Source organism: Aeromonas sp. QDB23 (genome assembly GCF_027707745.1).
Taxonomy (GTDB): domain Bacteria; phylum Pseudomonadota; class Gammaproteobacteria; order Enterobacterales; family Aeromonadaceae; genus Aeromonas; species Aeromonas allosaccharophila.
Window position 1 is genome coordinate 1 of record NZ_JAPCJA010000041.1, and the last position, 22,931, is coordinate 22,931.

The window sequence follows — 22,931 nt, forward strand, 5'->3', positions numbered from 1 at the left end:
ATGGAGGCGATTTCGTACAGAGCATCTTCCATCGCGCCATCGCTCAGGTTGTACCAATGCTGCATGCAGTGAATGCGTAACATGGTTTCCAGCGGATAAGGTCGCCGGCCATTACCAGCCTTGGGGTAAAACGGCTCGATGACTTCCACCATGTTTTGCCATGGCAGAATCTGCTCCATGCGGGACAAGAAAATCTCTTTTCTGGTCTGACGGCGCTTACTGCTGAATTCACTGTCGGCGAAGGTAAGTTGATGACTCATGATGAACCCTTTTTCATGGCTCCAGATGACAAACATGATCTCATATCAGGGACTTGTTCGCACCTTCCTTAGCTTTGAGCGTCTCATAGGCCTCAACGAAAGCCTGTTGTTTTGCCGTATCAAACTTGTGCGGCACACCTTTTGGTTTCTTGTAGCTAAAGCCGTTTTTATGAAGCCATTTGTGCATCCCTGCCACCGTATACTGCACGCCAAATTGCGCCAGTACATAGGCAACAATTTGCTTGTTGTGGTGGTAAGTATGCTCAGTTAGGTGCGTGATGAGTTGGGCTGTTTGCTCAGCCGTCAGTAGGCTTTGGGAACCGCCAATTTCGGGTTTGAGTTTCCCCGAAACTGTGTAGTCAACAAGGTGGTGACGGACAGTTGACTCATGGATCCGCAATGCTTGAGAAATCATTGCCGTAGTCCAGCCTTCGGATGCAAGCAGTACCGCTTTAATGCGGTCACACTCGAGCTTGTCACGGCCTTTGCCATGCATAGTTTCGAGTTGTTTCTTTTGGTCATCGGAGAGGTGCAGTTTCATAACAGCTAACTTGATCCTCATTTCGGTAAAAATCAAGCATCTTCATTGATCTCGGGTATACCAGCACGCTTGGGATTATTTGAGTCTCCAAAAATGAGGGGGTCCTTAAGTCTGGTAAGGGAAATTGGTTGCGTTGAGCACATCAGGGGATAGGGAGGTCAGCATGCTCTTGGCTTCCTCCCGCCTAGAGAAGTGGAGACGACGTACACATCAAGGCTGATAGGGGCCAAAAGCATTGCCGCTCATAACCCCGTCCAGTTGCTATAGACTGCCTCCTTTCTTCTTCCTCACTGCGCCATGATCTGATGACCTAGCTTTTCCACCACTTGTACAACCCGTAGGCGGCAGCCCGGCGTTGTTGCCCAAATTGATGCAGCTTGAATGGAACTAACTGAGGGCGCGGTGATCTGATCACCACCACCCTCTTCAAGTCTGCATCATGGGCACGTCGCTTCACCCCATCACCAATTGGCCTCAATACAACAGGTCTTTGATCAACCGTGGCTCTCTCACTTTCTGGGTTGATGCCGAGGCCATGGATAACTGGTTTCACCAAGACCATCACGGAAAACGGGGACGCAGTCAGCTCTACACCGACCAGAGCATCTGTACCTTTCTGATGCTCAAAGGGATTTTCAGCCTCACGCTGCGAGCCACTCAGGGGCTACTCGACTCCCTGTTCGAGCTGATGAATGTGCCGCTGTGTGCCCCGGACTACAGCTGTGTCAGCAAGCGCGCACGCACAGTGAAGGTGGCCTATCGGCAGCCCCCCAAGGGGCGCATTACCGACCTGGTTATCGACTCGACAGGTCTGAAAGTGTTTGGTGAAGGCGAGTGGAAAGTCAGAAAACACGGCGCTGAGAAACGTCGAGTCTGGCGTAAGTTGCATCTGGCGGTAGATCCCATGACTCACGATATCGTGGCGGCAGAAGTGTCGCTGGAGAATGTGCATGACGCAGAGGTGTTGCCGACCTTGCTCAATCCTCTGCGTCGCAAGCTGGGGCGTGTTTACGCGGATGGCGCCTATGACAGCAAAGCCAGCCATCGGTTGATTGCGCGTAAAGGAGCGACGGCGTGTATCCCGCCTCGCAAGAACGCAGGGCTATGGAAAAAGGGCCATCCGAGAAATGAGGCGGTGCAGGTGATGCGCAAGGAAGGGCTGGCGCACTGGAAGAAGATATCGGGGTATCACCGTCGTTCGCTGGCAGAGACCGCTATGTTCCGGTTCAAACAGTTAATGGCAGGCCAAATCACCCTGCGAAAATACAATGGTCAAGTGGGAGAAGTGATGGCGTATGTGAGCGCGATAAACAAACTGAACACCCTTGGCTTACCTGTCAGAAAGCCCCGAGTGTAGCAGTCACTTGGGGCTGGGGGAGTCATGACTTACTGGCTGATTTGGGAAACAACGCCCGGCAGCCCCAATTGCAACAGGCGCTGCGGCAGTGACCGCAAGTCCAGCGGCCATGCCGCCGCCAACGACACTGCCAACAGTGGCCAAGCCCGATGTAATACCGGCTGCGCCCAACCCACTGACAGCGCCCGCTGCTGCAACTGTACCGACGGACCCCGCTACACCCGCAGTTGCACCAACCGCTCCCGCCTTTACCGCATTCTTGTCGATGTCACTCATGTCATACCTCTCCATACCGATAGGTAGTTCGTTTGCCAATAAAAGTGTGTAAATCGCCGAGATAAACACACTGGTTTCATCACTGGTTAATTTACAACCCAACATTCATTTCACCAACCCTTTTGCTCAATAAAAATACTTCTACAACTTTTAAGTTCAAGCTGGTTATGTAATGAGCAAGTTCACATCAACAGACATGGATGTGCTGTTAGGGAGGCGAATTAAACTCCGGCGCAAAGAGTTACAGGTGTCAGCAGCACAACTAGCAGAGGCGCTGGACCTGTCTCAACAACAACTGTCTCGATATGAGCGGGGTGGAAATCGAATTAGCGCAGCGTTGCTGGTCGATATTGCTGCGCTGCTGGATACACCGGTTGAATGGTTCTTTCTGGATTGTCCCTCTCGCTATCACGCACTGGTTGTTGCATCCACACCAGTGGCATACCGCCCAACAGAGGGGCTCAAACGTCGATTGGAGCAACAGTGGGCCGGCCTGAGTGCAGAGAAACAACAGGCCCTGATCCAGTTTCTCGATTTTTATTGAATAACAGCGTATCTCCAATGCCGCGTTTCCTGATCTGTCGACAAGCATCGTTCTGATGCTGGTGCGAGCAAAAAAAACAATGATCCCATCGTATTGGGATTACCTATACAGCCGCATCAACCTGATTGAACCGGGCCAATATCCACTGGTCCACGTCGCTTTCCAGCCATCCCACACTTTTCTGACCAAGGCGCACTCGTTTGGGAAACGATGGGTCATAGCGGGGTGAACTCTCGCTCATCCAGTCATACAGCGTGCTACGGGCAACATTCAGCTTGAACAGCATGTCTTTAAGACGCAAAACGCGAACGGGTTTGTGTTGGCTCATGGTGAAATTTCCTGAATAAAAAATGCCATGGCAACAAGTGCAACCATGGCATGGAGATAAGGGGGCGACGCTCAGTGGCGTTGTCGGTGATGAGGTCAGGCAGTGGTGACGATATGAGTGCTATGCCTGCTCATCAGATAACGAGTGGCGTAGATAAATACCGACGAGGCCATGGGGTCATGGCAATATCTTGGTAATGGGAATTGCTTTGGGGCTCAGAGCTGGCGTTCTATGCGCTCTTGTTGCAATTTCCATCGCATCACGTGTTATCTCTTGCCACCGGCCGAGCACCCGAATGACCGAGCCGCCTTGCTGTAGATTTTGGTGCGGTCTTTAGCCAGATAGCTGACCCGTTCAAGAAACCCTTTGTAGTCGGTAGAGTTTCGTTCATCCAACTTGAGCCAGTACCAGGGGTTTTGGGGGAAATGAACCAAAGATGCATTGTTTTTAACGGCCTCCAGCTTTAAGGCGCTACACCACGCCTGACATGCCATGACGAACAAGCTGGGCCTTTCGTGTTTGTCCGCTGGATTAGCCTTGAAGTCACCTACCGAACAAAACGCATCCTTGTTGAGCATGAGCACCAGGTGGTAATGAGCGCGCTCTGATTGCTCTCCCACTTCTCTGACCCAGATATAGAACAGGGATGTATCGTGCACACGCTTGTCCGGGTCCTCTTTTTTCTTGCGCTGGCGGTTTGCCTTGAGTTTGGCTTTCAGTGAGTCAATGAAGCGGGTAATGGCCTTGGTATCTGCTGCCAATTCGTTGTTGGGAAAATGCAGGTCGATACGCACGGCCATGAGTCTGGGGTGAGTCGCAAGCGCCAGGTCGATAGTGTCCTGACAGCGCTGCAGGTAGCTGGCGTTATGGTAAAGGCTAGACAGTGACAACATGTTGAAATCCTCTTGGGTGTGGTTGGTGTCACCAGATGGATTTCGCCGTAATAATTTATGTCGATTGTGCCGGGCATGACGATGTGAGCCAGATGGCTGCCCAGGTGATGGGCTGATTGATGCGTTGGGAATGTACTGATGGTGGAGCGCAACGCGCTGCCTTGAACAGCAAGGCTCTGTATAGCACCTCATTCGCTCTCTGACACATTACTCAAGGAAAGATGACTCGTTGGGTGCCATCAGTCTCACCAGGGCTCTATGGCGCTCACAGGGGCGATAATGAACCAGCCAGACTACACAACTCATCTTGGGGGCATTTCAGATTGGCTCAATCACCTACAACGAACCATGAAACAGATATGCGATACGGATGACCGATAACATCCCTTCTCTTCCTCCTGCATTCAGGTATTCGTACCCTACGGAAAATTCATTAACAGTTATGTCGTTTAATTGTCAGCCATAAGGGCCTCACCAACGTCGGCAATAGCATCAGTACCGTGTTGGTTATATAGGCTCTGGCTCAACGCCTCCTGATATCCAGAGTAGACATATCAACACACTGGCTCATGTCACTATTTCAGATAAAAATCTCGTGATGTGGCACAGGCCTCTGAGCCGATACTTGGACTTATACTGGATTAATATGGTAGATATCTGACCATATATCACGCATCCACCTTACTACTTACCACCCCCTATCGACACCTGCTTGGATCCATATCAAAGCCTCCCCACCGATAATCCATGGCAAGCCCATCAACGATGACGTTGTTGATATACCACTCCTTGTGAAAGGCCATATCCGCGACATCACCTTTCAATGTCATCGACCAGCATATATGCCCTATATGCTCCATATCCCTGTAGGTACACACCCCATAACCACAACCTATATAATCCATACTCATCAGACATATAGACCATGTTTCCTGCTACATATACCGCGTTATTGCTATGCATTACCTATGGGTGATAGGGCTATGTTACTTATGAGATATATTCTCTATATTTACGTCATGTATGCTCTATATCGTTATCTATATATTATTATATTAACAATCCGACATGTATCACCTTATATTTAGCTAGCTTGGCAAAAATGTAAACCCAGATGCCACAAGGGTTCCTGTCTGTATATGACATCGCCCATAGTGGTAAAAATCACTCTGGAGTTATCATTTTACCACTATGCCTTTTTCATCCTCAGAAAGTACTGTTTTCTCGCCTCTTCCCCTCCTTGCTAGAAGTCCGGAACACTCCCTATCGCATCACTGCCGCCAAGCGGTCACCCTGTCCTGTGCATGGTCTTGACGCAGCTTGGGTGTGAAACGACGATGACAGGTAACCACCTCATCTAACCGCCAGTATTTTTTCATTTACCGACCGTTCCTCTTGTGTCGACAACGCGACGACAGCGGTGCCGATGCATCAAGCGTACTACCCAATTAATGCTGATGTACTGAACATGCCAAACCACCTTTACCCGCCGCCAGCGCATCTTTGTCAGTCATGATTGCGCCCACATTAAAATCAAGCGGTTGCAGATAGTGCATCACCATGATAGATTTCAATAGTGCATCACTAATTAAATAATGGATATTTATGGCCATCAAAAACAGGCTTAGCGTTAATTTCACCTCTTCAACAACGAGAAACTATATCAAGATGCTTTCCGATGTGAATGGCATGAGCCAGTCATATGTTGTGGAGGAACTCATAAAAATGGCTCTATTTGGGGTGAAGAACCCCTTTAAAGCAATACCAGAAAATAACCAGTTCTCGCTAGAAAATGTCGCTTTCATCAATCAAATAGAACTACATAAACGCTTGCACTTGAGTGCGGTTAAACAACTTGGCAACGAGTGGCTAAGTTTTACCCCGCTGCCCATGGTGTTACGTAGCTTTCCTGTTACCTCGACATTTCTCGCCCGCAAAGCGGCCCCGCTATTTGAAGCGCCAGGGACAATAGTAGACCCTCAGTGGGGAAAAGATATACCCAACAAAATACGAGAATATATCACCGAGAAATTATCTCACATCATTGCGTCATTGGGAGATGTGCCAGACATCATCCACATCTTCCTCAATCGAGCTGATGTTAAATATGACATAAATGAAAATGGGGATGTATCAGCCAGCGTCACGCCACATTTATACGTGCTACCACTGATGCATGATGGCGTACGAAAATATCATGTCGATCACGCAAACATTGTATATAAAAACTTCAAATTCATGCTTACCAATGAATGGCGACACAGGAAGTATGCGCGAAGGCTATTATTGGAGCACGCGTCTGCTTCTCAGAGTGGGGGCTATTTTGTCGGTTTTCTCCATCAACCAGAAAACGACACTGCCCATGAACGAAAGGACTTTTTTACACACAAAACACCTTCCTTCAGCGGTAGTATTCAAACGTTATGCAAAATTCACATTCATACCCGAGATATACGCTTCAAACGCAAAACAGGTGCCAATACCCCATAACGAGCCAGTCCTATTCACATGCCTCTCGTCAATACCGAGCGTAGATACCCAGACAGGTCATTCTTTCACTTCCATAAAAATTCAGACCGACATTACCCAGGTGACACACCACACCGGGTGTCTTTATATCGAATAAGCCCTGGCACATGCCGGGGCTTGTTCATGTCGGTCTTCACGCACTTATGGGAGTACGTTATGCAACGAGGTGACCATCTGGTTGTTTCACGGGGATTGTTTACCCATCACGGCCTGTATCTTGGCGGGCAGCAGGTTATTCATTATGGCGGTGGGCTGTCGAGCCGAGAGCAGGCTGACGGGGTGGAAATCGTCTCGCTGGCAGCCTTTGCTGATGGCCGCCGTGTCACTCTACAACCCCATCCCTCAGCCGCCTATGACGCCGATACTCGCCTTGCGCGAGCGCTCTCTCGTCTGGGGGAACGTCAATACCATCCGCTCACCAACAACTGCGAACACTTCGTTAACTGGTGTATCGACGCACAAGCTCGCAGTCCACAGGTCACCACTGCCATCACCACCGGCTCACTGCTGATGACTCCCTATGGCCGGGCAGCCCTGCTTGGGCTTGGCTATCACGCCTGTCGTTCACTGGGTGGTCCCGTGGTTATCGGGGGGCTGATTGGCTATGGCCTGGTTCGTTTGGTTAAAAACCTGCGCGCTTCCGGGGAGGGGGTATCCACATCATGACGAACGTACTCCCCATCAACCCGACTGTGACAGCACGCATTGATAGCTTTATCCAGGCTGCCGGGATATCCCCGGCCAGCATGCGTTGGCTATTGCATCTCACCCCAACCGAAGGGGAGAAGGCCCACATCACGACCACCCTGCTGCTGCAGTGGAGCAGTAATACCGGTGCAGGGGATACTCCATGGCAATTGCTCAGTGTCACGGACGCCAGCGGCTGGCCTGATATGCAACGGCCCTTTCAGGAGCTCTACGTCGATATCGAGCAGCACCAGTATTGGTACTGCCAAGGGGGTCCCTTAACCCCGGCACAATTCACCGCTGTCTTTGCACAGTGGCAAGCCCGCTTTATCACGCATCACCCCGTTGCGCTCACCCGAGCAGACGCAGAGGCGCTGGCGCCAGCGATAGCAAGCCCTCATACCGCTGACTGACACCGTGCGATAGCTCAGCAGCGCAATACCCCTCTTATCTGGCTATTCAGGAGTACACCATGACCATTCCTTTTGACCGGGAAGGCTTGTCCCTACCCGTATCATACGCTTTGCTCGATATCCTCGACCGGGTGCCCAAGCACGCCGGGCTTGACCTTACCAGCCTGACGGCACTGACCTTCCACTTTCGCAATCCCACCTACAGCCCGACAACCGGTGGCGTACACCCGGTTGAAATCCGTCTGATACGCAGTCTCAATGGTTGGCTATTCGATTACATCACCGATTTCAGCTACCAGGGGCTGGGCCAGGATACCGAATTGTGCAAAGAGCTCGACTTCAACTTCCTGGATAACGAGCACTACCTGCAAGGCTGGGGGCCACTGCCTGCGGCACAAGCCCATGAGCTCTTTAACCTGTGGCAGAGCAATTTCCTTAGCTACGCCCAGCTGGGCTTTTTTACCGTCACCGTCAGTGGTGATTGAGGAGCACAGATGCCCAAACAACCAATGGCTGTTGAGTTGGAGGCCATCAATCGGGAGGGGGAGACACAGGTGGTACGTGACAGCGGCCTGACGGTTCAGGGCTACAGCGTCTACCTGCGGGCCGTCGAAGCCAGCGGACTGGCCTTGGCCACCTGGGTGGCTGACTACGACACCATAGGACCGGCTTACCAACTGGCGGAACGGCTAAGCCTCGCACTGGCTATCCCGTTGAACATGTTGGTCCCCGAACCGCTGATGCCGGAACCTACAACAGTTGGAGCTATCTGCAACACCAACTGAATAACCTTTCGAGCCAACCAACATCCAACCTTTGACCTCGGCACGCCTCGCGCTGCCGGGGTTTTGTTTATTTGGAGAACCTTGCATGCGTTACCACAAGCTTAAAGCCGGGGAATGCCCCGGCACCTATGTCGTCACTGAACCCGTGACCGAACAAGACCTGCTGCACATCGCCAACCAAATTGCCCGCAAGCGTCTGGCCAAAGGCACCGCCATCACCAGTACCACCGAGGCCGCCGAGCAGCTGCAAACCCTGCTGCAAGACCGGGAGCATGAAGTGTTTGGCGCACTGTTTCTCGACGCCCAACATCGCGTGTTGGCCTTTGAGGAGCTGTTTCGCGGCACCCTCGACAGCGCCAGCATCTACCCACGGGAAGTGGTCAAGCGGGCCCTGCTACTCAACTGCGGGGCCATCATCGCGGTGCACAATCACCCCAGTGGTGACCCTGAGCCCAGCCACTCTGACCGGGTATTCACCCAGGCTCTCAAAGAGTCCTTGGCGTTGGTCGATGTCCGGTTGCTCGACCATCTGGTGGTCGGCGCTGAGGGCGTGGTCTCGATGGCCGAAAGAGGTCAGCTATGAACCAGACCCCAGGTAAAAACCACCTCACCGCCCTCGACATCCTCCTCGAGCTGCGTTGCTGGCTTGCAGACAACGTCGAGATGCAGGCCGAGCCCGCTATCGTGGCTCATCTGCCCAATGGCTACCTGCTCACCCAGAGCGATTGTGTCGAGGCCATGGATGCACTGCTCCACCAGCTACGCCATTAGTCGCGCCAAGAAGGAACAAACGCCATGCGATTACCCAATCCCTTTTCCCTTGAGGAAACCCTCGAGAAGCTGCGCCATAGCCTGACAGCCGTCAGCAACGAAGATGCGCTGACGTTGCTGGAGAAGGCCGTCACCAAGGCTCGTGATGACCGGAGTTATGCCAAGCAGTTTGAAGAGACCTTGCTGCAGGGCTCCACCATCGAGATACGCGAGTGTCTCATCTGCTTTGGCGACTACTTCGAACGCTCCCGAGACGCACCGCCCTATTACCCGCATCACGACGCCGTTAACGGCATTGATTGTGCGCTCTACGCCATTCTGTTCGATGCCGCTCACCCCGACACACGCCAAGATCACCAATAACGAACTGTCGATCGCCCAATAACATGCATGCCGATCACGTTTCCACCCAATAACCCGGATCATCAAACCAGGATCATCAGGTCCAACACCATGATCCGGATATCCCGACACAACCCACAAGGCCACCTCACCGAAGGTGGCCTTTTGCATTTTAAGGAACCATGCCCATGTCTGCCTTCATGATCGATCGCAAGGACTACCTGACCTTTGCCGTTCAGTTACACCGCTTTTGCAATGCTCCGATGCCACCGCACTACACCTTGGATCTACTGCGCACCCTCTGGTGGAACTCGCCAATGGATGTCACCAGTACCTGGACGTGGCGGGTAGATCGGTTGGTACGGTTGATGATGCTCGCCAACCGGCGGGCAGTCTGGCATCGCTATCAGCTGGGGCGTCAGCAGGAGCGTAAGGAACCACGCCAGCACCGCTCAACCAAGCCGAGCCCGCTTAAACCTGCCCACCGTTACCACCAGGCACCACTCACCGATGCCGAACTGGTGGCGCTGTACAAATTCACCTGCTGCGCCCTGTACCAATCGAGCGAATGGAGCGGGAGCCCCGAGCAGGCTCCCCGGCTGGTGAAGGTAATCCAGCAGTTGCAGCAGGCGCTGGCACAAGACGTGCTGACCCGGCTGTCACTGTGGGAGCAAGCCCCTTGGGGAGAGATGTGATGAACCTTTCCATCACTCTGACAGTGACAAGCTCACCTCCGAGCTCAACTGCCCATAGAGCCCAGCGTATCGCCGATGACATGGCACACCTTCATCATCGTCTGGGTGATGGGGTCAGTGATGAACTGGGCATCAGCATCAGTTACCTGGTCGAGCAGTTTGCGCTGCTGGCAGCGGCTTACCGTTCACCTGCAGAAAGAGAGAAACACCCATGATCGAATTCAACGATAGCTTCACTCAGGTCGCAGTCGCTCAGGCCATGAGTGCACATGGCGATTTGCATAGGCTCATTACCTATCAGCTCACCTTCCCGAAGTGGGCTCACGACTATGACGAGACCGGCAAGCGCACTGGCCCCGACAAGATCAAGCCCGTGCCAACGATGCACAAGACCTCGCTGTTCGTGAGTCCACTGGACATGGTGGAGAACCTGCCCCGCGAAATTAACTTTGCGTGGTGGGAGCGTGAGTGCAACGACCTCGGCTATCCCGTTGGGGAGTGGCGACGCACCATTGTGGGGGCCTACGTCAACCATGGCAGCAATGACGCACCAGATTGGAGTAGTCACACCTGAACCTGAACCACTGCCACCAGCACACCCAAGACCCCATACAGCCCCTCACGCCGAGGGGCTGTTTGCATTTGAAGGAAGCCCCAACCATGCATGACTTACGTGATTACAACACCCTGACCGCCCGACAACTCACCGCCGCTATCGGCCAGCTCAACCACAACACCGCGCCGAAGATAATGACCCACCTCGCATTGCGGGCCAGACAGCCGCACCCGCTCGGCAATAGTCGCAGCAGAGCCAAGGCCCTCGAGCTACTACGCCGGGTCAAGAAGGCTCTGAAGGTAGGGCGTATCCCGCTGGAGCTCACCGTGACCGGTTGCCGCATCGACCGGGGGAGCCATCAGGCTGACCGTTACTACTACGACCGCACGCTGCTGGCCCAGGGCTGGCAGCAGTACGACACCGAAGAAGATGCCTGGTATTTCGGTATCTGGATTAACACCGAGAAGCTGGAGACCTTTACCTACACCGAAGGGGATACCAGCCATGTGATTGCGCCAAACGTTGAGGCGTTTCGCTCTGAATTGGCGCGGCTCTATCAGTACCACCCGCAAGCCCCGGCCTTTATCAGTATCGATCCGGAGGCGGGCGTTGTGACCCACCACTTTGAAGCCAAACCGGAGGTGTGACATGGCGAAAAACATCACCATCCGGGTGCCAGGCAAACATCCGCAAACCGGCGAGCTCACCACCTTCGAACTCAAGGGCCAACGCATGGATATCGACATCGGTGGCCAAGCAGTGCCCTTTCTCATTCATGGGAGAGGTATCGGTACGTCGCTCACCCACATTCCGAGTGGCTACCGCATCGCGCTGCTCGGTGGCTGGCTCACTGCGCGTTACGCAATCCCTGAGAATAAGCCCAGCAGAACGGCCTGCGCCCAGATGGCCATCGACCGACTGGTGGCCCAGTACGGCTCGCTGCACCTTCTGGACCGGCTCAATGGCAAGCCGGTTATCAATCCGATGTAACGTGACGCTCAGACAACAAGGAACGGCTCAATGAACAACTCCCAACCCGCCGTAAGGAACCCACTGGCTGGCCATTCGGCGATGCAGATGCTGGATGTCGCCATGAGTTCCATCATCGGCGATTACGATGACGCTGACCTAGTGCCTGAATGGCAATGGGTCAAGCGTATGGCCTCCCATGAACATGTCGGCGTGAAGGATGACTCCGCCTATGAGTACATCCTGAATCTGGCCATGGAACTCGATGCGATCCCGCTAGTGCTGCAACCCTTGCTCACTGCCGCCCAGCAGGCCGGTATGAACTACATCCTGTTTTACAACGACTAGCCGCTGCAACCTGGCAGTGGTCAACAGCCACAACACCCCAGCTCCGCTCTTCCACACGCAGCATAAAGGGCCAGCCATCACAGGCTGGCCCTTTGCATCATTGGAGTCACCGAACATGACCCGTCTTATCACCGGGCTCGAGGTGCATCGCTACGCCCCCGAGCTCAACAAACTGCATCTGCGCAACCGGCAGACGTTACCCGCCCCCGGCATCACCACCATCAAGGAAGCCAAGGCACGCCTGCTTGGCCGCTGGCAGCCGGGGCATCAGGTGACCATCACCGTGAGCCATCCCGACTACATCAATCTCTCCCGGCTCTACCGGGGGCAACTGGCAAACCTGACAGACCTCCCAGCGCATCTGGCCAGACTACGTCAGCGCCACAACGTGCCGGGCACCATCATCGACATTCAGCTGAGGTATCGCTAATCATGACCACGACAACCACCCACACCAACAACCAACACCCCGTAGCGCCAGACCAGCCCACCCGGATTTTTGCGCAGTGGGGTTTACCTCATACCGTGACGCCACGCTTTGGTGCTCGCCTGATACAAAGTCACTACCGGCTCGATTTTCTACCCGATCGGGCCAGTCTGATCGGTGAGTGGAGTCAGATGCAGATAGCCAAGCTCGACCTGGCTTTCCCGGAGATCATCAAGGCTCTGGAAGCCAAGCTGTTGACCGGCGAGCTGGATGCCCAGCATCAGCACTGCATCACTATCCAGCACGAAGGGTTCACCTGCGAAGCCGATACCCTGGGTAGCCACGGCTATGTCTACTTGGCCATTTACTCAGCGACCAACATGGACGCCAATCCTGACCGCAAGGCGTGACCACCGATCCGCTTGTGGTAACATTTTTGCACCTACTAGTCCGTGATTAATGGGATAGGTCGTGGGGAAGGCCAATTCATAGCCTTCCCTTTGTTTTTTGTCCGCCAACTTGAGGCGTTGACCATCTCATCTCTGCAATAACAACGATGCTCCGTGATCGCCATTATGCGTGACATTACGCATAGTGCTGCGGGGTTCATTTGTATAAACTGCCCGCCAGATAATGGATAGACGACTGACGGGCCGGACTTTTTCTCGCCGATGCATCACCTTGGCGGCATCGCCTTCTGTTGACCCACCACCCTGGATAGGCCCCTGCTGTGCCCGTAAGGCTCGGCATGCGCCGTTCCGTCAGTCTGACAACTTGGCCCGCATCCTCACCTTGGCTTTCGCGCAGGTGGGCTGTGACGGCAACATGCATAACCGGAGAACCCCATGACCGACCCCAACGAGCTCAGCCAGGCGCTGCTGGCCGCCGTTCCTGAAGATGGCAGCAGCATCGGCAACCAAGCCCTGATGGACACCTTGAAAGCCCAATTCAGCGACCTGACCGATGAGGACTTTACCGCCGCACGCGAGGCCCTGCTGGAACAGGGCGTTCTGCGCAAGGGGCGCGGGCGGGGCGGTGCTGTGCTCCGGGTGTTGGATGGCGAAGCCGCCGCTGCAGCACCACGCAAACCGAAAGCCAGTGGCAAGGGCAAGCAGGCCAAGGATGAGCCGCAAGCGACCGGTATCGAGGGGCTGAAGAAGACCCTGTGGGCTGCCGCAGACAAGCTGCGTGCCGACATGGACGCCGCCGAGTACAAGCACATCGTGCTGGGCCTTATCTTCCTCAAGTACATCTCCGACTCCTTCGCCGCCCGTCGCGCCGAGCTGACCCGCCGCTTTGCCGATGAGAGTGACGAGTACTTTCTCTACGACTGTGACGATGAGCTGCTGGCCGAGGAGCTGGAAGATCGCGACTACTACCGTGAGGTGAATGCCTTCTGGGTACCGGAAGGGGCCCGTTGGGAGGGGCTGCGCGCCCATGCCAAGCAGGCCGATATCGGCAAGCGCATTGACGATGCGCTGACCCTGATCGAACAGGAGAACCCGCGCCTCAAGGGCATCCTCGACAAGCGCTACGCCCGAGCCCAGTTGCCCGATGGCAAGCTCGGCGAGCTGGTGGATCTGGTTTCCAAGATTGGCTTTGGCAGTGATGTCGGTGAAGCGCGCGACATCCTGGGGCAGGTCTACGAGTACTTCCTTGGCGAGTTTGCCAGTGCCGAGGGCAAGAAGGGGGGCCAGTTCTACACGCCTGCCAGTATCGTCAAGACGCTGGTGGCGGTACTTGCTCCCCATCATGGTCAGGTTTACGACCCTTGCTGCGGTTCAGGCGGCATGTTCGTGCAGTCGGAGAGGTTTATCGAAGCCCATGGCGGCAAGTTGGGTGATGTCTCCATCTACGGTCAAGAGTCGAACCCGACCACTTGGCGGCTGGCGGCCATGAACCTCGCCATCCAGGGGATGGACTACAACCTCGGGCGCGAAAACGGTGATACCTTCACCCGCAATCAGCACCCGGACTTGCGGGCTGACTTTGTGCTGGCCAACCCGCCGTTCAATATCAGCGACTGGTGGCATGGTAGCCTCGAGGGGGATCCGCGCTGGGTCTACGGCACGCCGCCTGCGGGCAACGCCAACTACGCCTGGCTGCAGCATATGCTCTACCACCTCAAGCCAACTGGCCGTGCCGGTATCGTGTTGGCCAACGGTTCCATGAGCTCTAGCCAGAATAGCGAAGGTGATATTCGCCGTGCCATGGTGGAGGCGGACGTGGTGGAGTGCATGGTGGCCCTGCCGGGGCAGCTTTTCTTCAACACCCAGATCCCTGCCTGCCTTTGGTTCCTTGCCAAGAACAAGACCCGCCGCCAGGGTGAGGTGTTGTTTATCGATGCCCGCAAGCTGGGCACCATGATCAGCCGGGTGCAGTGCGAACTCGATGAGAACGCAATTGCCCGTATCGCCGATACCTTCCACGCATGGAAAGTGGACGGAGAGTGCGAGCAGTCTTACGAGGATGTAGCGGGCTTCTGCCGCAGCGTAACCTTGGCCGAGATTGCCGAGCACGGCCATGTGTTGACCCCTGGCCGCTATGTAGGGGCCGAAGAGGTTGAGGAGGACGATGAGGCCTTTGCCGACAAGATGGCGCGCTTGACCAAGCAACTGGGTGGCCAGATGAGCAAGGGAGCCGAGTTGGACCAGTTGATCAAACAGAAGCTGGGGGGGTTGGGATATGTGTTCTGAATGGCCGCTGATACCACTACGTGACTTTGTTGACTTGCTCGCAGGTTTTGCATTCAAGAGTACTGGTTATTCTGATGGCCAAGACGATGTTCGTTTGCTTCGTGGAGATAACATTGCGCCAGGTAGAGTTCGGTGGGATGGGGTAAAGCGATGGTCTCGTGAAAATGCTGTTGGCCTTGAACGGTATGCGCTTGAGCCTGGAGATGTTGTTCTGGCGATGGATCGCCCGTGGATTCCGGCTGGCCTGAAAGTTGCTCAAGTGCAAGCTGCAGATACGCCCAGTTACCTAGTACAACGGGTTGCTCGGATCCGGCCTGCCTCAAGAGAAGATTGCAGCTTCTTGTTCGCATTATTGTCGACTCCTGAATTTGAATCGTACATTCAGAATGTGACGACAGGAACTGCAGTTCCGCATATCAGCGCAAAGCAAATACTCGATTTCGAGTTCAGGCTCCCCCCTGCGTACGTGAGAGCCAAAGTTGGGGAAATCGTTGCTGCGCTTAACGAACGTATCACTTTGTTGCGAGAGACCAACACCACGCTGGAGGCGATGGCGCAGGCGCTGTTCAAGTCGTGGTTTGTTGACTTCGACCCGGTCCATGCCTGTGCTCGTGGGGAGCAACCGGCAGGTCTGGCCCCCGAGGTCGCCGCCCTGTTCCCCGACAGCTTCGAAGAGTCCGCGCTTGGCATGATACCGAGGGGGTGGAGAGTTTTGTCCTTCACTGAAACGATTGATGTTATTGGGGGGGGCACGCCAAAAACCTCTATCAGCGAGTATTGGAATGGGGACATTCCTTGGTTTTCTGTAGTTGATGCTCCAGCAACCACAGACGTGTTTGTAATCGAGACTGAAAAGCACATCACTTGCGAAGGCTTGAACAAGTCATCAACCAAATTATTGCCTGTGGGAACTACTATCATTTCGGCGCGAGGCACTGTAGGTCGACTTGCTCTGGTGGGGCAAGCAATGGCGATGAACCAGTCCTGCTATGGCTTATCTGGTAAGGCCGGTGATGTGTATTTCACTTACTTCAGCACGCATCGCCTTGTTGAAACCTTAAAACAACGGACCCATGGTTCCGTGTTCGACACAATCACTCGAGATACCTTAGCTGGAGTTTCGGTGGTCTATCCACAGACCATCGTAATTACCGCTTTCGAGGAGACTATTGCTCCGGTGATGGAGCGCATCAAGGAAAACCTAATACAAGCTCGAACCCTCGCGACCCTACGCGACACCCTGCTACCCCGTCTGATCTCTGGCCAACTGCGCTTGCCGGAGGCTGAGGCTATGGTCGAAGGGGCAAGCTGACGTGGCAGATATAAAGACATGGCGTGAGATACAGGCCGATTACAGCGACACCCTGATTGTGGGCAATGGCGGCAGTGTCGCTGTCGATCCCTGTTTTCGTTACACCAACCTGTATCAGCAGGGCTGTGAGCACGGATTTATCCGCCCTGCCGCACAGGAGGTGTTTGATCAATTCGCCAAGAATGACCGTGATTTCGAAAGGGTGTTATATCGCCTATGGCAGGCTGACTATATCAATCAAAAGTTTGAGCTGGCCAAAATCGAGCGTGACAAAGTTCGCAACGCCTATACAGATGTGCGGCGGGCGCTGATCGATACCGTAAAAGACATTCATCCAGACAAGGCTATCAGTGAGCAGCAAGGGCTTGCCCATATTGGCCGCTTTATGGCAGGTTTTTCGACGGTATTCAGCCTCAACTACGACTTGATTGTCTATTGGGCATCACTTAATGCTCGCCAAGCCAATGGTTGGCGTTTTGAGGACGGGTTCACCATTGATAAGACGCGCGCGACAGACCCCAAATTGATCAAGCAATGCTTCAACGCGTCATTCCCTGCTGAACTTGAGCCCGGAGTGACCAGAGTCTTTTATCCTCATGGCAATCTTGCGCTCTACCGAACTCAAGGTGGCGAGGAAAGTAAGCTGATGGCCGACAATAGCGACCCATTAAGCCTTATCACCCAGTACTGGCGTGATAATGACGGTCAACCTCTGTTTGTGTGCGAGGGCTCGTCAGAGAGCAAGATCGCCGCGATAAACAGCTCCCGATATCTTTCCCATGTGTATCAACATGAATTACCTCGCCCCAAAGACAGCATGACTATTTATGGCTGGAGCATTGGCAAACAGGATCGTCATATTCTTGAGCAGCTGGCGTTATCACCATGCCGTCGCGCCGCGGTGTCTGTGTTTGCTGGTAACAAGACACCAAAAAAAATTGAATCCGAAAAGGTGCATATGGAAAAAATGCTAAATGATGCGGGCATCAAGGAGGTTGTATTTTTTGATGCCACCAGTGCGGGGTGTTGTAACCATGCTGACTAAAAGAGGTGACTGCTGATGTCATTTGATCGTAACCAGCCCTATAACGACCTGCCATTGCTGCCCCCCATCATCGAGCTGGAGACCAAGGCGGTGTTGAAACAAGCCATCGCGGCCAACCGGGTATTGGCCAATCTGCGCGGGCTGGCGGCCAAGATCCCCAATCAGGGGCTGCTGATTAACAGCATCATCTTGCAAGAAGCGCGGCTCTCATCGGAAATCGAGAATATCGTCACCACCAATGACGAGCTGTATCGCGCCGCCGCCAACCGCGATGGCAAGACAGATCCTCACACCAAAGAGGTGCTGCGCTACCGTGAGGCGCTCTATCATGGCTTCCATTCGCTCAAGGATCGCCCGCTCAATACCAACCTGTTTATTGAACTGGTTCGGCTGATTAAACAGGTGGATATCGGCATTCGCGCCATCCCCGGTACGGCCCTGAAGAGTGACCGAGGTGAGGTCATTTATACCCCACCCGTTGGAGAGCAGGTGATCCGCGACAAGCTGGCCAATCTTGAGCAATTTATCCATGCCGAGGATGAGCTGGACCCGCTGGTCAAGATGGCGGTGATGCATTACCAATTCGAGGCGATACACCCCTTCCCCGATGGTAATGGCCGTACCGGTCGCATCCTGAACCTGTTGTATCTTGTTGAGCAGCAACTGTTGGATATCCCGGTGCTCTTTTTGTCGCGCTACATCATCGCCAATCGGCAGGAATATTATGCCGGCCTACGGGGCATCACCGAAGCGCAGCAATGGGAACCCTGGGTGCTGTTTATGCTCAGGGCTGTGGAGAGCACGGCACAACAAACCTTTGAGCAGGTCAATCGCATCCTGAGTTTGATGGAAGAGGTGCGCGAGCGGGTGCAGCGGGAGGCGGAGGCCATCTATAGCAAGGATCTGGTCGAACTGATTTTTATGCAGCCCTACACCAAGATCGGGTTTCTGGTCGATGCCGGTATTGCCAAACGCCAGACGGCCTCTCGCTATCTGCAAACACTGGCGACGATGGGCATCTTGCGGGAAGAGCAGGTTGGCCGTGAAAAGTACTACATCAACGATGCGTTGTTCGCCGAGTTGACCCGCTAACCGATCAGGGTGACGGGATCGACATATCACCATGACGTGTCGATTTTTCGGCTTTTTTTAAACATATTTTCGCAACCTGTCGATCCCATCGACAGATGGGGGTGACGAGTCGATATGTCACCCGTTGTGACGCTGAGCAGGTTGGGCATACCCGAATGGCAGAGGCCATGGGGGTGCCAGGGATCGTCTTGAGGGATTGAGCAACAATGACCGAAGATCAGTTGGAACAAGAGGTGCTGGGGTGGCTGAGCGAGGTGGGCTATCGCGTGGTGTGTGGCTACGATGTGGCCCCCGATTCTGATAACCCGTGGCGTGAGCAGTTCCAGCAGGTGCTGCTGAGCGAGCGCTTGCGGGAGGCGATTGCCCGGCTCAACCCCTCCGTGCCGCTGGTGGCGCGTGAAGATGCGCTGGCGCAGGTGGTCAATCTCGATACCCCGGCGCTGCTGTCGGCCAACCGGGCATTTCACCGCTTGCTGGTGAATGGGGTGCCGGTGCAGTACCAGCGCGATGGCGAGACGGTGGGGGACTTTGTCCGCCTCGTTGACTTCGAGCAGCCCACCGCCAACGAGTGGCTGGCCATCAACCAGTTCTCTATCAAGGGGCCCAAACACACCCGCCGCCCCGACATCATCCTCTTCATCAACGGGCTGCCGCTGGTGGTGCTTGAGCTCAAGAACCCGGCCGATGTGAATGCCGACATCTGGAAGGCGTTTGATCAGCTGCAAACCTACAAGGAGCAGATCCCCGACCTGTTTCAGTACAACGAGATCCTGATTGCCTCCGATGGTAGCGAGGCGCGGATGGGGTCGCTGTCGGCCAATGCCGAGCGCTTTATGCAGTGGCGCACGGTGGATGGGGTCAACCTCGACCCCTATGGCGAGTTTGGCGAGCTGGAGACCATGGTGCGCGGCATTCTGACCCCGGCCATGCTGCTCGATTACCTGCGCTTTTTCGTGTTGTTTGAAGACAATGGCCGCTTGGTCAAGAAGATCGCCGGTTATCACCAGTTTCATGCCGTACGCGCGGCGATCACCCAGGTGGTGGCGGCGTCGCGCCCCGGTGGTAGCCATAAGGGCGGGGTGGTGTGGCACACCCAGGGCAGCGGCAAGAGCATCACCATGACCTGCTTTGCGGCGCGGGTGATGCGCGAGGCGGCGATGGAGAACCCGACCATCGTGGTGATCACCGACCGTAATGACCTTGATGGCCAGCTGTTCGGGGTGTTTTCCCTGTCGCAAGATTTGATCCGCGAGCAGCCGGTGCAAGTGGAAACCCGTGGAGATCTGCGCAGCAAGCTGGCCAATCGCCCCTCCGGTGGCATTGTGTTTGCCACCATTCAGAAGTTTATGCCAGGCGCGGATGAAGACAGCTTTCCAGTGCTGAGCGAACGAGCCAACATCGTGGTGATTGCCGATGAGGCGCACCGTACCCAGTACGGCTTTAATGCCACACTCAAATTGCCCAACCAGATTGCAGAAGGGGCAGCGCGCTATCAAGTCGGCTATGCCCAGCACTTGCGCGACGCACTGCCCAACGCGACGTTTGTGGCCTTTACCGGCACTCCGGTATCGAGCGAAGACCGAGATACCCGCGCGGTGTTTGGCGACTACATCCACATCTATGACATGCAGCAGGCCAAGGAAGATGGCGCGACTGTGGCGATCTATTACGAGTCACGCCTCGCCAAGTTGTCGCTCAAAGCTGACGAACTGACCCACCTAGATGACGAAGTAGATGAACTGGCCGAGGATGAGGAAGAGAGTGAGCAGGCCAAGCTTAAGTCACGCTGGGCCGCACTGGAGAAGGTGGTGGGCAGCAAGCCTAGGATAGAGCGGGTGGCCGCCGATCTGGTGGCCCACTTCGAGGAGCGCAATCAGGCGCAGCATGGCAAGGCGATGATGGTGGCCATGAGCCGCGAGATCTGCGTGCACTTGTATGATGCCGTGGTGGCCCTGCGCCCCGACTGGCATGACCCGGACCCCGACAAGGGGGCCATCAAGATCGTGATGACCGGTAGCGCCTCTGACAAGGCGTTGCTGCGCCCCCATATTCATCCAGCCTTGGTCAAGAAACGGCTGGAGAAGCGGTTCAAAGACCCGAGTGACCCGCTCAAGCTAGTCATCGTGCGCGACATGTGGCTGACCGGCTTCGATGCGCCCTGCGTGCATACCCTCTATGTGGACAAGCCGATGAAGGGCCACAACCTGATGCAGGCGATTGCACGGGTGAACCGGGTGTTCAAGGACAAACAAGGCGGGCTGGTGGTCGATTACATCGGGATCGCCAACGAGCTCAAGAGCGCCATCAAGGAGTACACCGCCAGCAAAGGACGGGGCAAGCCGACCGTCGATGCCCATGAGGCCTACGCGGTGTTGGAGGAGAAACTCGATATCCTGCGCGCCCTGCTGCATGGCTTTGATTACAGCGACTACCTCACCGGTGGCCACAAGCTGCTCGCCGGGGCCGCCAACTTTATTCTTGGCCTTGAGGATGGCAAGAAGCGCTTTGCCGATAACGCGCTGGCGATGATATCTGAACCCCTGGAGAAGATGCCTACATCGCTCGAAGCGCTCAGCAATGAACACCTGCAAGAACAAGCCACCAAGGCCCGCTTTGCCGCTCGTATCCTGCATGCCCACTTTCTGGCGCAACGCAGCGAGCGCCCGGCACGTTCTCAACCAGTGGAGGCACCCATCAAGATTGGCCGTAACGAGCCGTGCCCCTGTGGCAGCGGCAAGAAGTACAAGCAGTGCTGTTTGCACTGACCAACAAAATAGATAGCAAGAGAGGGCCAATGGCCCTCTCTTGTTTTGGGTAACTTGAGGGAGGCGTGGCAATGAACTGTCCAAAGAAATGCTATCAAGGGGTAGGACAGCCAACACCTAATGGCATACTCACTGGCATACCAAAAATCTCAGATACAAAAAAGCCCAACCGAATCAATCAGTTGGGCTATATATATGGCGGAGGAGGTGGGATTTGAACCCACGGATGGTCGCCCATCGCCGGTTTTCAAGACCGGTGCATTCAGCCGCTCTGCCACCCCTCCGAACGGCGTGCATACTACGTCAATGGCCCGTTCATATGCAATACATATTTCCTGTGGGATAGTGTGCGGGAGCAAAATGGCAGGTGGCTTGAAATTGTTCCTCGTCATCCCTATTTGTTCTACATACAATGCCTATTACATGCAGTAACAAACAGCGATCACGAGGCGGCTGCTCGCCGTCTCACCCGGACATCAAGAGGACACCCAAGATGGATACCCGTTCTATCTACACTGGCACCCAAAGTGCCGTACGCGATACCAACAAGGTGCTGCGTAACACCTATATGCTGCTCTCCCTCACTCTGGGCTTCTCTGCCGTGGTGGCGGGCATCGCTACCGTGATGAACATGCCGCCGCTGCACTGGGCCGTGTTCCTGATCGGCGTCTACGGTCTGATGTTCCTGACCGAAAAGAATCGCAACAACGGCATGGGGCTGGTCTTCACCTTCGCCCTGACCGGTTTGCTGGGCTATAGCCTGGGCCCCATCATCAACATGTACATGAACAATGGTGGTGGCGAGATCGTGATGACCGCCCTTGGCGGCACCGCGCTCACCTTCTTCGGTCTGTCTGCCTATGCCCTGACCACCAAGCGTGACCTCTCTTTCATCGGCGGCATGCTGTTCGTCGGTTTCTGGGTACTGCTGGTGGCCATGGTGGCCAACATCTTCCTGCAGATGAGCGCCCTGAGCCTGGCCCTGTCCGCCATGTTCATGCTGTTCTCTTCCGGCGCCATCCTGCTGACGACCCAGCAGATCGTGCGCGGCGGCGAGACCAACTACATCTCTGCCACCGTCACCCTGTATGTCTCCATCTACAACATCTTCCTGAGCCTGCTGAGCCTGCTTGGCGGCAACCGCAACTAATCAGAAACCCCGCTTCGGCGGGGTTTTTACTGGCTCCTCTTTCTGTCAGGATAAGTTGTAAATCAAGGATATGAAGCGAAGTGGCCCTGATTTGGATCAGGGCCACTTCGCGCTTGGCGGGTTACTATCTCGCTCTCGTTTCGATCAAGG

Annotated in this window: 28 protein-coding genes, 1 tRNA gene and 1 pseudogene; 24 read left to right on the plus strand and 6 right to left on the minus strand. The window is 54.9% G+C overall.

The genetic code is table 11. The features are described 5' to 3' along the window. The coding region (locus tag PG888_RS16180) for an IS5/IS1182 family transposase (RefSeq protein WP_032175310.1) at window positions 1-260 on the minus strand (260 nt) is incomplete at its 3' end. A gap of 43 nt (window positions 261-303) precedes the next feature. Then, window positions 304-801: pseudogene (locus tag PG888_RS16185) on the minus strand (winged helix-turn-helix domain-containing protein); the annotation flags it as partial. A 439-nt stretch (window positions 802-1,240) separates the two neighbouring features. Between PG888_RS16185 and PG888_RS16190 the strand changes: the two are divergent. Then, window positions 1,241-2,158 (plus strand): IS5-like element ISAs4 family transposase, encoded by a 918-nt coding sequence (locus PG888_RS16190; protein WP_270693830.1) that lies wholly within the window; start codon window positions 1,241-1,243, stop codon window positions 2,156-2,158. Window positions 2,159-2,161: 3 nt separating this feature from the next. Here the strand turns inward: PG888_RS16190 and PG888_RS16195 are convergent, their stop codons facing one another. Then, window positions 2,162-2,539: a hypothetical protein gene (locus tag PG888_RS16195; protein WP_270815858.1), complete on the minus strand. Its 378-nt coding sequence runs from the start codon at window positions 2,537-2,539 to the stop codon at window positions 2,162-2,164. 67 nt (window positions 2,540-2,606) lie between these two features. Here PG888_RS16195 and PG888_RS16200 point away from each other — a divergent pair, with 67 nt between their 5' ends. After that, the gene (locus tag PG888_RS16200; protein ID WP_270693831.1) at window positions 2,607-2,978 is read left to right on the plus strand and encodes a helix-turn-helix domain-containing protein; all 372 of its coding nucleotides are present in this window, start codon (window positions 2,607-2,609) and stop codon (window positions 2,976-2,978) included. A gap of 103 nt (window positions 2,979-3,081) precedes the next feature. Here PG888_RS16200 and PG888_RS16205 read toward each other — a convergent pair whose 3' ends face one another. Both PG888_RS16205 and PG888_RS16210 read right to left on the minus strand, forming a co-directional pair. Then, complete coding sequence (locus PG888_RS16205; protein WP_270693832.1) at window positions 3,082-3,306, minus strand: helix-turn-helix transcriptional regulator; 225 nt, start codon at window positions 3,304-3,306, stop codon at window positions 3,082-3,084. 266 nt (window positions 3,307-3,572) lie between these two features. Then, window positions 3,573-4,199, minus strand: a complete 627-nt coding sequence (locus PG888_RS16210) for an inovirus Gp2 family protein (RefSeq protein WP_270693833.1) — start codon at window positions 4,197-4,199, stop codon at window positions 3,573-3,575. Window positions 4,200-5,804: 1,605 nt separating this feature from the next. Between PG888_RS16210 and PG888_RS16215 the strand changes: the two genes are divergently transcribed. The 21 genes from PG888_RS16215 to PG888_RS16315 all read left to right on the plus strand — a co-directional run bounded on the left by PG888_RS16215 (window position 5,805) and on the right by PG888_RS16315 (window position 21,631). Further along, window positions 5,805-6,689 carry a hypothetical protein gene (locus tag PG888_RS16215; RefSeq protein ID WP_201035391.1) on the plus strand — a complete coding sequence of 295 codons (885 nt, stop codon included), beginning with the start codon at window positions 5,805-5,807 and terminating at the stop codon, window positions 6,687-6,689. A gap of 195 nt (window positions 6,690-6,884) precedes the next feature. After that, on the plus strand, window positions 6,885-7,394 hold the full coding sequence (locus PG888_RS16220; protein WP_201035390.1) for a lecithin retinol acyltransferase family protein: 510 nt from the start codon (window positions 6,885-6,887) through the stop codon (window positions 7,392-7,394). Beyond that, the gene (locus tag PG888_RS16225) at window positions 7,391-7,828 is read left to right on the plus strand and encodes a hypothetical protein (protein ID WP_201035389.1); all 438 of its coding nucleotides are present in this window, start codon (window positions 7,391-7,393) and stop codon (window positions 7,826-7,828) included. Before PG888_RS16220 ends, PG888_RS16225 begins: the two co-directional genes overlap by 4 nt. Window positions 7,829-7,887: 59 nt before the next feature. Beyond that, complete coding sequence (locus tag PG888_RS16230) at window positions 7,888-8,313, plus strand: DUF2787 family protein (RefSeq protein WP_201035388.1); 426 nt, start codon at window positions 7,888-7,890, stop codon at window positions 8,311-8,313. A 9-nt stretch (window positions 8,314-8,322) separates the two neighbouring features. After that, a complete protein-coding gene (locus tag PG888_RS16235) occupies window positions 8,323-8,613 on the plus strand; it encodes a hypothetical protein (protein ID WP_201035387.1) in 291 nt (96 codons plus the stop codon). A gap of 85 nt (window positions 8,614-8,698) precedes the next feature. Continuing rightward, a complete protein-coding gene (gene radC / locus PG888_RS16240) occupies window positions 8,699-9,196 on the plus strand; it encodes a RadC family protein (RefSeq protein WP_201035386.1) in 498 nt (165 codons plus the stop codon). Beyond that, window positions 9,193-9,384: a hypothetical protein gene (locus PG888_RS16245; protein ID WP_201035385.1), complete on the plus strand. Its 192-nt coding sequence runs from the start codon at window positions 9,193-9,195 to the stop codon at window positions 9,382-9,384. Before radC ends, PG888_RS16245 begins: the two co-directional genes overlap by 4 nt. A gap of 24 nt (window positions 9,385-9,408) precedes the next feature. Then, window positions 9,409-9,747, plus strand: a complete 339-nt coding sequence (locus PG888_RS16250; protein WP_236544900.1) for a hypothetical protein — start codon at window positions 9,409-9,411, stop codon at window positions 9,745-9,747. A 167-nt stretch (window positions 9,748-9,914) separates the two neighbouring features. Beyond that, entirely contained in the window at window positions 9,915-10,421 is a 507-nt protein-coding gene (locus tag PG888_RS16255) for a hypothetical protein (RefSeq protein ID WP_201035384.1), read from the plus strand. Continuing rightward, entirely contained in the window at window positions 10,421-10,636 is a 216-nt protein-coding gene (locus PG888_RS16260; RefSeq protein WP_201035383.1) for a hypothetical protein, read from the plus strand. The genes PG888_RS16255 and PG888_RS16260 overlap by 1 nt, the downstream gene beginning before the upstream one ends. Beyond that, on the plus strand, window positions 10,633-10,995 hold the full coding sequence (locus PG888_RS16265) for a hypothetical protein (protein ID WP_201035382.1): 363 nt from the start codon (window positions 10,633-10,635) through the stop codon (window positions 10,993-10,995). The genes PG888_RS16260 and PG888_RS16265 overlap by 4 nt, the downstream gene beginning before the upstream one ends. An 86-nt stretch (window positions 10,996-11,081) precedes the next feature. Continuing rightward, window positions 11,082-11,624: a hypothetical protein gene (locus tag PG888_RS16270; RefSeq protein WP_201035381.1), complete on the plus strand. Its 543-nt coding sequence runs from the start codon at window positions 11,082-11,084 to the stop codon at window positions 11,622-11,624. A gap of 1 nt (window position 11,625) precedes the next feature. Beyond that, complete coding sequence (locus tag PG888_RS16275; RefSeq protein WP_201035380.1) at window positions 11,626-11,967, plus strand: hypothetical protein; 342 nt, start codon at window positions 11,626-11,628, stop codon at window positions 11,965-11,967. A 30-nt stretch (window positions 11,968-11,997) separates the two neighbouring features. Continuing rightward, window positions 11,998-12,294: a hypothetical protein gene (locus PG888_RS16280; protein ID WP_201035379.1), complete on the plus strand. Its 297-nt coding sequence runs from the start codon at window positions 11,998-12,000 to the stop codon at window positions 12,292-12,294. A gap of 115 nt (window positions 12,295-12,409) precedes the next feature. Next, window positions 12,410-12,724 carry a hypothetical protein gene (locus tag PG888_RS16285; RefSeq protein WP_099994252.1) on the plus strand — a complete coding sequence of 105 codons (315 nt, stop codon included), beginning with the start codon at window positions 12,410-12,412 and terminating at the stop codon, window positions 12,722-12,724. A gap of 2 nt (window positions 12,725-12,726) precedes the next feature. Beyond that, window positions 12,727-13,131 carry a type IV toxin-antitoxin system YeeU family antitoxin gene (locus tag PG888_RS16290; protein ID WP_099994251.1) on the plus strand — a complete coding sequence of 135 codons (405 nt, stop codon included), beginning with the start codon at window positions 12,727-12,729 and terminating at the stop codon, window positions 13,129-13,131. A 435-nt stretch (window positions 13,132-13,566) separates the two neighbouring features. Continuing rightward, window positions 13,567-15,417: a class I SAM-dependent DNA methyltransferase gene (locus PG888_RS16295; protein WP_234577345.1), complete on the plus strand. Its 1,851-nt coding sequence runs from the start codon at window positions 13,567-13,569 to the stop codon at window positions 15,415-15,417. Then, window positions 15,407-16,729 (plus strand): restriction endonuclease subunit S, encoded by a 1,323-nt coding sequence (locus PG888_RS16300; protein ID WP_077098315.1) that lies wholly within the window; start codon window positions 15,407-15,409, stop codon window positions 16,727-16,729. Before PG888_RS16295 ends, PG888_RS16300 begins: the two co-directional genes overlap by 11 nt. Window position 16,730: 1 nt before the next feature. Next, window positions 16,731-17,774, plus strand: a complete 1,044-nt coding sequence (locus PG888_RS16305) for a DUF4917 family protein (RefSeq protein ID WP_234577347.1) — start codon at window positions 16,731-16,733, stop codon at window positions 17,772-17,774. Between the two features lie 15 nt (window positions 17,775-17,789). Further along, the gene (locus PG888_RS16310) at window positions 17,790-18,866 is read left to right on the plus strand and encodes a Fic family protein (RefSeq protein WP_077097230.1); all 1,077 of its coding nucleotides are present in this window, start codon (window positions 17,790-17,792) and stop codon (window positions 18,864-18,866) included. Window positions 18,867-19,072: 206 nt separating this feature from the next. Beyond that, window positions 19,073-21,631, plus strand: coding sequence for an HsdR family type I site-specific deoxyribonuclease (locus PG888_RS16315; protein ID WP_270693837.1), 2,559 nt, complete (start codon window positions 19,073-19,075; stop codon window positions 21,629-21,631). Between the two features lie 196 nt (window positions 21,632-21,827). Here PG888_RS16315 and PG888_RS16320 read toward each other — a convergent pair. Continuing rightward, a tRNA-Ser gene (locus tag PG888_RS16320) sits at window positions 21,828-21,915 on the minus strand. Window positions 21,916-22,124: 209 nt separating this feature from the next. Here PG888_RS16320 and PG888_RS16325 point away from each other — a divergent pair. After that, on the plus strand, window positions 22,125-22,781 hold the full coding sequence (locus tag PG888_RS16325; RefSeq protein ID WP_042061979.1) for a Bax inhibitor-1/YccA family protein: 657 nt from the start codon (window positions 22,125-22,127) through the stop codon (window positions 22,779-22,781). Window positions 22,782-22,931 lie beyond the last annotated feature (150 nt).

Excerpts from the sequence above, each read along its gene's own strand:
- PG888_RS16260 (WP_201035383.1), top strand. The coding sequence starts at position 10,421 with ATGAACCTTTCCATCACTCTGACAGTGACAAGCTCACCTCCGAGCTCA.
- PG888_RS16215 (WP_201035391.1), top strand. The coding sequence starts at position 5,805 with ATGGCCATCAAAAACAGGCTTAGCGTTAATTTCACCTCTTCAACAACG.
- PG888_RS16315 (WP_270693837.1), top strand. The coding sequence starts at position 19,073 with ATGACCGAAGATCAGTTGGAACAAGAGGTGCTGGGGTGGCTGAGCGAG.
- PG888_RS16310 (WP_077097230.1), top strand. The coding sequence starts at position 17,790 with ATGTCATTTGATCGTAACCAGCCCTATAACGACCTGCCATTGCTGCCC.
- radC (WP_201035386.1), top strand. The coding sequence starts at position 8,699 with ATGCGTTACCACAAGCTTAAAGCCGGGGAATGCCCCGGCACCTATGTC.
- PG888_RS16190 (WP_270693830.1), top strand. The coding sequence starts at position 1,241 with ATGGGCACGTCGCTTCACCCCATCACCAATTGGCCTCAATACAACAGG.
- PG888_RS16285 (WP_099994252.1), top strand. The coding sequence starts at position 12,410 with ATGACCCGTCTTATCACCGGGCTCGAGGTGCATCGCTACGCCCCCGAG.
- PG888_RS16225 (WP_201035389.1), top strand. The coding sequence starts at position 7,391 with ATGACGAACGTACTCCCCATCAACCCGACTGTGACAGCACGCATTGAT.
- PG888_RS16220 (WP_201035390.1), top strand. The coding sequence starts at position 6,885 with ATGCAACGAGGTGACCATCTGGTTGTTTCACGGGGATTGTTTACCCAT.
- PG888_RS16280 (WP_201035379.1), top strand. The coding sequence starts at position 11,998 with ATGAACAACTCCCAACCCGCCGTAAGGAACCCACTGGCTGGCCATTCG.
- PG888_RS16265 (WP_201035382.1), top strand. The coding sequence starts at position 10,633 with ATGATCGAATTCAACGATAGCTTCACTCAGGTCGCAGTCGCTCAGGCC.
- PG888_RS16270 (WP_201035381.1), top strand. The coding sequence starts at position 11,082 with ATGCATGACTTACGTGATTACAACACCCTGACCGCCCGACAACTCACC.
- PG888_RS16245 (WP_201035385.1), top strand. The coding sequence starts at position 9,193 with ATGAACCAGACCCCAGGTAAAAACCACCTCACCGCCCTCGACATCCTC.
- PG888_RS16195 (WP_270815858.1), bottom strand. The coding sequence starts at position 2,539 with ATGTTGGGTTGTAAATTAACCAGTGATGAAACCAGTGTGTTTATCTCG.
- PG888_RS16275 (WP_201035380.1), top strand. The coding sequence starts at position 11,626 with ATGGCGAAAAACATCACCATCCGGGTGCCAGGCAAACATCCGCAAACC.
- PG888_RS16300 (WP_077098315.1), top strand. The coding sequence starts at position 15,407 with ATGTGTTCTGAATGGCCGCTGATACCACTACGTGACTTTGTTGACTTG.
- PG888_RS16295 (WP_234577345.1), top strand. The coding sequence starts at position 13,567 with ATGACCGACCCCAACGAGCTCAGCCAGGCGCTGCTGGCCGCCGTTCCT.
- PG888_RS16205 (WP_270693832.1), bottom strand. The coding sequence starts at position 3,306 with ATGAGCCAACACAAACCCGTTCGCGTTTTGCGTCTTAAAGACATGCTG.
- PG888_RS16235 (WP_201035387.1), top strand. The coding sequence starts at position 8,323 with ATGCCCAAACAACCAATGGCTGTTGAGTTGGAGGCCATCAATCGGGAG.
- PG888_RS16200 (WP_270693831.1), top strand. The coding sequence starts at position 2,607 with ATGAGCAAGTTCACATCAACAGACATGGATGTGCTGTTAGGGAGGCGA.
- PG888_RS16210 (WP_270693833.1), bottom strand. The coding sequence starts at position 4,199 with ATGTTGTCACTGTCTAGCCTTTACCATAACGCCAGCTACCTGCAGCGC.
- PG888_RS16230 (WP_201035388.1), top strand. The coding sequence starts at position 7,888 with ATGACCATTCCTTTTGACCGGGAAGGCTTGTCCCTACCCGTATCATAC.
- PG888_RS16250 (WP_236544900.1), top strand. The coding sequence starts at position 9,409 with ATGCGATTACCCAATCCCTTTTCCCTTGAGGAAACCCTCGAGAAGCTG.
- PG888_RS16255 (WP_201035384.1), top strand. The coding sequence starts at position 9,915 with ATGTCTGCCTTCATGATCGATCGCAAGGACTACCTGACCTTTGCCGTT.
- PG888_RS16325 (WP_042061979.1), top strand. The coding sequence starts at position 22,125 with ATGGATACCCGTTCTATCTACACTGGCACCCAAAGTGCCGTACGCGAT.
- PG888_RS16290 (WP_099994251.1), top strand. The coding sequence starts at position 12,727 with ATGACCACGACAACCACCCACACCAACAACCAACACCCCGTAGCGCCA.